Source organism: Vibrio sp. UCD-FRSSP16_30 (assembly GCF_001676025.1).
Taxonomy (GTDB): Bacteria; Pseudomonadota; Gammaproteobacteria; order Enterobacterales; family Vibrionaceae; genus Vibrio.
This window is the reverse complement of the sequence record NZ_LZFW01000006.1, coordinates 100017-110056: the sequence shown is the minus strand read 5'-3', so window position 1 is coordinate 110056 and position 10040 is coordinate 100017. Positions and strand designations below refer to the sequence as shown.

General features: G+C 42.6%; 10 protein-coding genes. 5 read left to right on the top strand and 5 right to left on the bottom strand.

Translation table 11 applies throughout. The features are described 5' to 3' along the window. Nucleotides 1-605, top strand: a 605-nt coding sequence (locus A9260_RS05240) for an IS256 family transposase (RefSeq protein ID WP_156684003.1), incomplete at its 5' end; no start/stop codon positions are given. Nucleotides 606-771: 166 nt separating this feature from the next. On the opposite strand, the gene A9260_RS05235 is transcribed toward A9260_RS05240, so the two are convergent. Next, nucleotides 772-1890 carry a CNNM domain-containing protein gene (locus A9260_RS05235; RefSeq protein WP_068696879.1) on the bottom strand — a complete coding sequence of 373 codons (1119 nt, stop codon included), beginning with the start codon at nucleotides 1888-1890 and terminating at the stop codon, nucleotides 772-774. A 256-nt stretch (nucleotides 1891-2146) separates the two neighbouring features. On the opposite strand from A9260_RS05235, the gene A9260_RS05230 reads away from it, so the two are divergent. Next, nucleotides 2147-2419 carry an HU family DNA-binding protein gene (locus tag A9260_RS05230; RefSeq protein WP_017027289.1) on the top strand — a complete coding sequence of 91 codons (273 nt, stop codon included), beginning with the start codon at nucleotides 2147-2149 and terminating at the stop codon, nucleotides 2417-2419. Nucleotides 2420-2457: 38 nt separating this feature from the next. After that, on the top strand, nucleotides 2458-3147 hold the full coding sequence (locus A9260_RS05225) for a DUF1481 domain-containing protein (protein WP_068696877.1): 690 nt from the start codon (nucleotides 2458-2460) through the stop codon (nucleotides 3145-3147). A 110-nt stretch (nucleotides 3148-3257) separates the two neighbouring features. On the opposite strand, the gene purD is transcribed toward A9260_RS05225, so the two are convergent. Continuing rightward, nucleotides 3258-4547, bottom strand: a complete 1290-nt coding sequence (gene purD / locus A9260_RS05220; RefSeq protein WP_068696876.1) for a phosphoribosylamine--glycine ligase — start codon at nucleotides 4545-4547, stop codon at nucleotides 3258-3260. Nucleotides 4548-4683: 136 nt separating this feature from the next. Next, nucleotides 4684-6276, bottom strand: a complete 1593-nt coding sequence (gene purH, locus A9260_RS05215; protein ID WP_068696875.1) for a bifunctional phosphoribosylaminoimidazolecarboxamide formyltransferase/IMP cyclohydrolase — start codon at nucleotides 6274-6276, stop codon at nucleotides 4684-4686. A gap of 447 nt (nucleotides 6277-6723) precedes the next feature. On the opposite strand from purH, the gene zntR reads away from it, so the two are divergent. Then, the gene (gene zntR, locus A9260_RS05210; RefSeq protein WP_068696874.1) at nucleotides 6724-7152 is read left to right on the top strand and encodes a Zn(2+)-responsive transcriptional regulator; all 429 of its coding nucleotides are present in this window, start codon (nucleotides 6724-6726) and stop codon (nucleotides 7150-7152) included. Beyond that, nucleotides 7149-8333: an SO_0444 family Cu/Zn efflux transporter gene (locus tag A9260_RS05205; protein WP_068696872.1), complete on the top strand. Its 1185-nt coding sequence runs from the start codon at nucleotides 7149-7151 to the stop codon at nucleotides 8331-8333. The genes zntR and A9260_RS05205 overlap by 4 nt, the downstream gene beginning before the upstream one ends. A gap of 358 nt (nucleotides 8334-8691) precedes the next feature. Here A9260_RS05205 and fis read toward each other — a convergent pair whose 3' ends face one another. Together fis and dusB are read right to left on the bottom strand one after the other, a co-directional pair. Continuing rightward, on the bottom strand, nucleotides 8692-8988 hold the full coding sequence (gene fis, locus A9260_RS05200) for a DNA-binding transcriptional regulator Fis (RefSeq protein ID WP_017027299.1): 297 nt from the start codon (nucleotides 8986-8988) through the stop codon (nucleotides 8692-8694). A 42-nt stretch (nucleotides 8989-9030) separates the two neighbouring features. Continuing rightward, nucleotides 9031-9999 carry a tRNA dihydrouridine synthase DusB gene (gene dusB / locus A9260_RS05195; protein ID WP_068696870.1) on the bottom strand — a complete coding sequence of 323 codons (969 nt, stop codon included), beginning with the start codon at nucleotides 9997-9999 and terminating at the stop codon, nucleotides 9031-9033. Nucleotides 10000-10040: the final 41 nt, after the last annotated feature.

Here is a 10040-nt window from a genome sequence, read left to right as displayed (position 1 = left end):
CAGAAAATGAAGGCGCAAAGTTCTGGCTCAATGTTTTGACAGAGCTTAACCAACGTGGCGTTGAGGATATACTTATAGCTTGCGTGGATGGCCTCAAAGGTTTTCCTGATGCCATCAATACCGTGTTCCCTGAAACACACATTCAGCTATGCATCGTTCACATGGTACGCAATTCTCTGAAATACGTCTCTTGGAAAGACTACAAAGCGGTCACGGCTGATTTGAAACGAGTATACCGTTCGGCAACAGAAGACGAAGCGTTACTTGAATTAGAGCGGTTCGGTGAAACCTGGGATGCCCAGTACCCTCAAATAACCAAGTCTTGGCGTAATCACTGGCAAAACTTGAATACGCTATTTAACTACCCGCAAGATATTCGAAAAGCCATTTACACAACCAATGCGATTGAATCACTCAACAGCGTGATACGTAAGGCTTTGAAGAAGCGTAAAATCTTCCCAAATGATGAAGCTGCAACTAAGATGGTTTATTTAGCGATTAAAGATGCTAGTAAAAAATGGACGATGCCCATTCAAAACTGGCGTCAGGCGATGAGTCGATTTATCATCGAGTTCGAAGACCGTGTCGAGAAGCACATAAACTAAATGTCAGTTACACAGAATCTGTTACAGCCTCAGCCTAGCTGGTTAAAACACTTGATAACCGCGTTGAAATTTTTGATTGTAGAATAACTACTTATCAAAAATATTCGCCTTGTTCTCAAGTGTTTTTCCTGCGCTATTTCTGATCATTTACTTACTGTGATTGGTATTATTTATCTAATGGATTTACAGTTGATGAATCCGTGGCTTTCTTATTATCTTTATTTTCGTCTGGTTCTTCATCAGTATTGATAATAACGCCATGCTGTTTGGTCCATTTATCCCAGCGGTCGTGAGCTAACTGCTGCATATCTTGGTTTTTGTCTGCTTCATCAATAATTTCTAAGCCGAGTAAAAATTCAAAAATATCTTCCAGTGTCACAATGCCTTGCACTGTACCGTACTCATCTACCACCAAGGTAATATGTCGTCTTTGCGCCAGCATATTGGTAAAAACTTTTGGCAGAGCGCTGTTATTTAAGAACACATGAATCGGACGCATCACATTACCAAGCAGTTCATTGCCACGGCCTTGCTGTTGCAGCTTAAATAATTCTAAGCGGTGTACAAACCCACAAATATTATCCTTTTGCTCAACGTAAACTAAAGGTCGAGAGAAGGGGGTATCGTGATGAGTGGTTAAAAACTCGTTGATAGAGAGTGCGGCATTTACACGAAAAACTACCGGGCGAGGTGTCATAACTTTGGTCACTGGCACATTAGGTAGATTCAACAAATTGTTTAGTAGTCTTGTTTCATCTTCGCCAAACTCATCCGACTCTTTGGCTAAAATTGCCATTGCCGAAATCTCATCGCGTAATTTTGGTTCCATGTTGCCACGGGATAGGCGTTTAGTAATTTGCTCTGAGAACCAGACAAAAGGGCGCAAACCCCATACCATCCAATTAAGAGTTGTTGCGGTTGCAGGAGCAAGTTGTCGCCAGTAAGTTGCGCCAATAGTTTTAGGTACAATTTCCGATAAAATAAGTATGCCTAAGGTCAATACAGCCGAAAAGACACCTAACCACTCACTACCAAATACGACAGAGGCTTGTGCGCCCGCGCTGGCTGCGCCAATCGTATGAGCAATCGTATTGAGTGTTAAAATTGACGCCAGTGGGCGGTCAATATCAGACTTAAGTTTACCAAGCTTATTCGCCGCCGGGTGTCCTTGCTGTCTTAGCTGAGCAATGTAGCTAGGAGAGATGCTCAAAAGCACAGCTTCTAATACTGAACAAATGAATGAGATGCCAATGGCGACGGAAATATAGATCGTTAGAAGTAACATAGTACCTTAGTAAATTGTGTATAAAACAAGCTGATTATGACAGGCATAATCAGCAATAGATAGTTTGTTAAGTAGGTTCAAAGTGTTGGAAATACAAGCGTCGAGCATGATAGCAGTGGTGAATTTGTGAGTTGAACTACAGAATGAGCTAAAAAATGTTCACTTAAACCGAAAGATCGCTTGCAACCCTTTGCCAGACAGAGCCTTTATGATTTAGAGTGGCTTTGTTCTCAAAAACTTTAGAAGGGAAACCCCAATGAACAAGACCCAATTAATCGATGCAATTGCAGAAAAAGCAGATCTATCAAAAGCTCAAGCAAAAGCAGCTCTTGAAGCTACTCTTGAAGGCGTAACAGATGCTCTAAAAGAGGGCGACCAAGTTCAACTAATTGGTTTTGGTACATTTAAAGTATCTCATCGTAATGCACGTACTGGTCGTAACCCTAAGACTGGCGAAGAGATTCAAATTGCAGCAGCAAATGTTCCTGCATTTACTGCTGGTAAAGCGCTGAAAGATTCAGTTAATTAATGTAAAATACGCCGAGTGTCATCGCTCGGCGTATTTTTATGAAATATCTCATTAGTTCTGCTTTAGTTATATTAACCCTAACGGGTTGTTCCTCTGCAACGGCTCCGCTGCGTCAATCAGCCACCCCTGTCGAACATTCAGGCGGTAATATTGATGATACAAAAACTTCTCTCTACTGGTTGACTGAACGTGCAAATTCACCAGAATCAAGCTCAGATCATGTCGCGTTTAAAAATAATACTTGGTATCGCAGCCATTACTCTTGGGATAATGATGTCCTTCGTGAAATGACGCGCACTGGTGAAAGACTTTCAGCCTCAGGAGAGACGCTTCCTTATCAAGTGACTTTGCGTTTTAGTGGCCAAGGTGAAGCTGTGTACCAGCGCTTGCGCTTAGATGGCAAAGTTCGACCAATGAATAAAAACCGCATTGCTGAAATCAAACAGCAAGCCAATGATCTTTTGGCTATGAATCAGGCTCAAGAAAAAAAAGGTCTGGAGTTAATTCAGGGCTATTGGAAAGAAGGGGTCTTTATGACCTGTGAAGGCAAAGTGTTTAAAGACATTAAATTTAAACATCAATTACCACCAGTGGTGGTTGAGCGTTTAAGAGACGAAGAAAACTTTGCCGCTTTTGTTGGAGAATACAAAGCCAAAAGCGTGATGGTCGATAAATTACTGATCCTACAGCACGGTGGTGCTGAGTGTATTGAAAGGCCTGTTGAGTAAGCTAATCTTTTCGCTTTCTCTTAAAGATGAAGCTAGAAAATAAAGACTTAAAAAGAAAAGAGCCACTTCATTTTAAGTGGCTCTTTTGCATTAGTAATCGTCAGTATTAATTACTTTTGTTGCTCACGAGCAATGGCGCGGTAGCCAATGTCGTTGCGGTGGAACATACCGTTCCAGCTGACTTGTTTTGCTAGGGCGTATGCTTGCTCTTGAGCTTCAGAAACAGTGTTGCCTAGTGCGGTTGCACAAAGTACACGGCCACCGTTAGTCACTACATCGCCAGATTCGTTGTTTGCAGTACCTGCGTGGAAGATCTTTTGACCTTCAACTTCGCTTGTAGGCAAAGAAATTACATCGCCTTTGGCATAGTCTGCTGGGTAACCACCGGCTGCAAGAACCACACCGATAGAAGCGCGTGGATCCCATTTAGATTCTGCTTGGTCTAGTTTCTCGTCGATTGCCATTAGGCAAAGTTCAACAAGGTCAGACTCCATACGCATCATAATAGGTTGCGTTTCAGGGTCACCAAAGCGGCAGTTATATTCGATAACTTTAGGTGTTCCGTCAGCTGCAATCATAAGACCTGCATATAGGAAACCAGTGTAAGGTGCGCCTTCTGCATCCATACCACGTACTGTTGGGTAGATAACTTCCTCAAGAATACGGTTATGAATTTCTGGAGTCACAACAGGAGCTGGAGAGTATGCACCCATGCCGCCAGTGTTAGGGCCAGTATCTTTGTCGCCAACACGTTTGTGATCTTGACTGGTTGCCATAGGCAGCACGCTAGAGCCGTCTACCATAACGATGAAGCTTGCTTCTTCGCCTTCTAGGAACTCTTCGATAACTACGCGGCTACCGGCTTCACCAAAGGCATTACCCGCAAGCATGTCTTTGATTGCGTCTTCGGCTTCTTCCAGTGTCATCGCAACGATAACGCCTTTACCTGCGGCTAGACCGTCAGCTTTAACAACAATCGGTGCACCTTGTTCACGAACGTAAGCCAGTGCAGGCTCAATTTCAGTGAAGTTTGAGTAGTAACCAGTTGGAATATCATGACGAGCTAGGAAATCTTTAGTGAAAGCTTTAGAACCTTCAAGTTGTGCTGCCGCTTGAGTTGGACCAAAGATAGGTAGGCCAGCTTCACGGAATGCATCAACAACACCGATAACTAGAGGCGCTTCAGGGCCTACGATAGTCAGTTCGATGTTCTTTTCTTTAGCGAAAGCAACCAATGCATCGATATCTTCAACGCCAATGTTTACGTTTTGTAGTTTTGGCTCGATAGCAGTACCTGCATTACCAGGTGCAATGAATATCGTCTCAACATTAGGGTTTTGCGCGGCTTTCCAGCCTAGTGCGTGCTCACGACCGCCAGCACCAATAATAAGAACGTTCATATATTATCCTTAACTCAAAAATTGCTGTCTTTGCTGCTTGAAAAGACACTCTTGAAAGAAATTAAAGCGGTATCTCAATAACTAAGCACTGCCGTGACAATATGATTATCACGGCAGTGCTAAAGGTGTCGAAATATTAGTGACGGAAGTGACGCATACCAGTAAAGATCATCGCCATGCCGTACTCGTTAGCTGCATCGATAACTTCTTGGTCACGCATAGAGCCGCCAGGTTGGATAACGCATTTGATACCAGCATCTGCTGCTGCATCAATGCCATCGCGGAATGGGAAGAAAGCATCCGATGCCATTACGCAACCTTCAACTTGTAGACCTTCGTCAGCGGCTTTAATACCTGCAATTTTCGCAGAGTAAACGCGGCTCATTTGGCCAGCACCTACGCCGATAGTCATGTCGCCTTTAGAGTAAACGATAGCGTTAGATTTAACGTACTTCGCTACTTTCCAGCAGAACAATGCATCTTTTAGCTCTTCTGCTGTTGGTTGACGCTCAGAAACAACCGTAAGGTCATCTTGAGATACCATGCCTTGGTCGCGGTCTTGAACTAGCAGACCACCGTTAACGCGTTTCACGTCAAAGCCAGTTGTTTTGCTTGTCCATTCGCCACACTCAAGAAGACGAAGATTCTTCTTAGCAGCTACGATTTCTGCAGCTTCTTTTGATACAGAAGGTGCAATAATCACTTCAACAAATTGACGCTCAGTGATTGCTGTAGCCGTTGCTGCATCAAGCTCTTGGTTGAATGCAATGATGCCACCAAAGGCTGAAGTTGGATCGGTTTGGTATGCACGGTTGTAAGCTTCTAGGATGTCTTTACCTAGTGCAACACCACATGGGTTTGCGTGCTTAACGATGACACATGCTGGTTCATCAAATTCTTTAACACACTCAAGTGCTGAATCTGTATCAGCAATGTTGTTATAAGAAAGTGCTTTACCTTGGATTTGACGTGCTGTTGATACAGACGCTTCTTCTGGATTCGCTTCAACATAGAATGCCGCTGCTTGGTGGCTGTTTTCACCGTAGCGCATGTCTTGTTTTTTCTCGAACTGTTGGTTGAAAGTGCGAGGGAATTTAGACTCTTGGTCGCCTTCTTTATTGTCGCCGTAAGAAGGAACCATAGTACCGAAGTAGTTAGCAATCATGCCATCATAAGACGCGGTGTGCTCAAATGCAGCAATGGCTAGGTCAAAACGAGTGTCTAGTGTTAGAGATTTCTCGTTGCTATCCATTTCTGTAATAACACGGCTGTAGTCGTGTGCATTCACTACGATAGCCACATCTTTGTGGTTTTTCGCAGCAGAGCGAACCATTGTTGGACCACCGATGTCGATGTTCTCAACTGCGTCAGCAAGAGTACAACCTTCTTTTGCTACTGTTTCAGCAAATGGATATAGGTTAACAACAACCATATCGATAGGCTTGATGTCGTGTTTTGCCATGATGTCATCATCTTGACCACGACGACCCAGTACACCACCGTGTACTTTAGGGTGAAGAGTCTTAACACGGCCGTCCATCATTTCTGGGAAGCCAGTGTAGTCAGACACTTCAGTCACAGCTAGACCTTGCTCTGCAAGTAGGCGAGCTGTGCCACCAGTAGAAAGAAGTTCAACATTGCGTTCAGCGAGTGCTTTAGCAAACTCTACGATGCCAGTTTTATCAGATACGCTGATAAGAGCGCGGCGAATTGGGCGAGCGATACTCATGCTTCCATATTCCTCAAGTACTTAAAATTATCCGCTATCGCAGAGTGAAGAAGAAGCCCCGAATCATTACCTTGATGGTATGGCGCATCCTCACAACATCTGCTGATTTTGGAATCAAGTTGGATGAAAAGATGTTTATTAAAATAGAGTCTGAACTAAGACTATTAAACTACTTTGACAAAAACCTTTCGCGTGCAAAATTTCATCAATTCTAATGGCGCGTATTCTAGCGAATAATTTACTAAAAAGCTCGCGCAATCGTTTGGCATTTGCATTTTATTGTAAAAAACTCTCATTTGAGGGTCATTGGAGTGCAAAGTGAAGAAAATACAACTTAAACATAATGGCTGTTTTTATTAACTGTTTTTATTTACATAGAAGCTTGACCTTGGAGTTACATCTAAGGTTTATACTTAGGGTAGTGATAGTCAATTTATGAGTATTAAAATGTATAGAATTGGAGAGTTGGCAAAGCAGTTTAACTTAAAGCCAGACACCTTACGCTTCTATGAAAAGCACGGATTACTAAAAGCTACCTCGCGCAGTGCAGGTGGTTATCGAGTATACACCGATAAAGATGTGGATAAACTTGGTTTTATTATTCGTGCAAAAAAGGTGGGTTTTACACTAACTGAGATTGAAGATTTATTATCAATCCAAATTGCACGAGACGATTATAGTTGCCATGAAGCCAAGGAAATCGTTGATATTAAATTGGCTCAAGTTGAAGAAAAAATACGTGAATTGCAGGTATTTCAAAGCTCATTAACTAAGTTAAGTGCTTCTTGTTGTGGTGGCGATGAACCAGCGACTCACTGCTCTATTTTAGAAGCATTAGACAGTGCTGATTGTGATGTTAGAGAGGAAGCGAAGTGAATTTTATAGGTAACTTTGTCGACTTGTTTATAGAGTCAGGCTTTTGGATGTTATTAGGACTAATGGTCGCAGGACTATTAAAAGAGTGGGTACCAACCGATCTATTAGCAAAACATTTAGGCGGTAAAGGGGCCAAAACTACAATCAAAGCGGCTTTTATTGGCGCGCCTTTACCTCTTTGTTCTTGCGGTGTGATACCAGCGGCGCTCGGCTTACGTCGCAGTGGCGCTTCAAAAAGTGCAACCACCTCGTTTTTAGTTGCTACACCTGAGACCGGCATAGATTCAGTTTCGGTCTCATACGCATTACTTGGACCTTTTATGGCGATAATCAGACCGATTGCCGCCATTACCAGTGCTATCGTTGCTGGCTTATTAGTGGGTAAAGAAGATGAACAATCTAAAGCTCAATTAGAATCAGCTGCTTCTTCATGCTGCTCAACTAAAAAACAAACATCATGCTGTTCTTCTAAAAGCCAATCACCCAGTACCACTGTTGCAGCTCCAGTTGTTTCCGAGCCGGTTAAATCATCTTGTTGTTCTAGCTCATCAAAATCGAGTTCATCAAATCTAAGCTCAAAAAAATCTGGCGGTTGTTCTTCTGCATCGACAGTTTCTAATAAATCGGCTGTGCAAAAATTTAAGTCAGGTGTCAGTTTTGCTGCGACAGATTTAGTAAGGGACATTAGTACTTGGTTGATCATTGGTTTGATCTTTGCCGCTTTAGTGCAAACGTACATAGAAACTGATTTTCTTGCTCAGTGGGGTGGGACGATTTGGAGCATGCTGCTCATGGTGGCAATTAGTGTTCCTATGTACATTTGTGCCACTGCTTCTACACCCATTGCCGCAGGACTGCTTATGTCAGGGATTAGCCCAGGAGCTGTATTAGTATTTATGCTGGCAGGCCCGGCAACGAATGTCGCGACTTTAGGTGTTGTTGGTAAAGAGCTAGGTATGCGTTCTTTATTTGCTTATCTGGTTGGGGTAGTAGGTACTGCAATCGTATTTGGCCTTGCAACAGACTACTTAGTCTCAACTTATGGATTCTCTGTTCAGTCACTAAGCGCGGGAGAGCACGAAGTATTGCCTCATTGGTTAAGTATTTCATCTGCGATAGTGTTAGCGCTTCTTATGCTTCGTCATTACGCTAGTAAAGCTACGGCACTGTTGAGTCGTTAACTCGCTATTACCATCATAGATATGGATTAAGGCCTGCTGATTTCAGTAGGTCTTTTTTATGTCTTGGTTTTTGAATGATAGAGAACAGCAAAGCATCATCGATCATGATGTAACCATCCCCTAAAATAGGTGTACAGCTATTTTGGTAGGGTAAGCTCAATAACTATATTTATGAAATGCTTGGTGATCATTTTTAGTGTTTATTATGGTTGAACAGCTGTGCATGCTTTCTGCTTATGCAAAATCAATAACTATAAAAATGAAATATTGGAAGATCATTTTTGTTTGGTTAAGATCAAAAAAAAGGTTTATCAAAAAATGATAAACCTTTTAAATTCATAAGCTTGAATAATTTCTATTAATTCATGCCGTATTTTTTAAGTTTCTTACGAAGTGTACCACGGTTGATACCCATCATAGATGCAGCGCGAGTTTGGTTGCCGCGAGTGTATTGCATGATCATGTCTAGTAGTGGTTGTTCAACCTCAGCTAGTACTAACTCATAAAGGTCGTCTACATCCTGACCGTTTAATTGTGCAAGGTAGTTTTTTACTGAAACTTTTACTGAGTCGCGAAGTGGTTTTTGCGCGATTTGGTCTTGGGCAGTTACAGTAGTAACTGTTAGTGCTTCAGAAGTCAGGTTTTGTTCGAACATATTCAGTCTAGCTCTTCTCGTAATTATAATGCAACCATATCCCTATCTGCGATAGGAATTGAAATACTCTTCTAATGCGTCTAATTGCTCTTGAGCAACTTCGATAGCATTAAAGATACGGCGAAACTCACGCGCTTGTTCATGCTCTTTTAAGTACCAACCCACATGCTTTCGTGCAATGCGCGGACCTAAGAACTCACCATAAAATAGGTGAAGCTCATGAACGTGACCAAGCATGATATCTTTTACTTCCTGTATAGGAGGCTCAGACATCGTGGTGCCGTGTTCTAAATAGTGTTGGATTTCTTGAAAAATCCACGGACGACCCTGGGCGGGACGACCAATCATCAAGGCGTCTGCACCGGTAAATTCCAGTACATGCTTTGCTTTTTCTGGGCTATCTATATCGCCATTGGCGATAACAGGTATTGAAATAGCTTGCTTAACTGCTCTGATGCTTTCATATTCTGCCTCTCCCTTGTACATACAAGTACGCGTCCTACCATGTAAGGCGAGGGCTTGTATGCCGCAGTCTTCGGCCATTTTAGCGATTTCGACACAGTTCTTATGTTCTATGTCCCAACCGGTTCTGGTTTTTAGTGTCACAGGGACATCAACCGCATCTACCACCGCTTTCAGAATTTGTTGAACAAGCTCTGGATGCTTTAGTAGTGCTGAACCGGCTAGTTTTTTGTTCACTTTTTTAGCTGGACAACCCATATTGATATCGATGATTTGCGCACCGCTTTCAACATTAAATTGTGCCGCTGCTGCCATTAATTGTGGATCTGATCCTGCAATCTGTACTGAGCGAATGCCCGATTCGGCTTCATGTACTCTTCGTTGCAGTGATTTTGACGTATTCCATGTTTTAGGGTTGGCAAGCATCATTTCACTGACAGCCATACCAGCACCATACCGTAGACACAACTCTCGAAACGGTCTATCTGTAACTCCCGCCATAGGTGCTACAATCAAATTATTCTTAAGTTGGTATTTACCGATTTTCAAATCATGGTCACATTATTAACAGCAAGGGCGCGCATTTTACG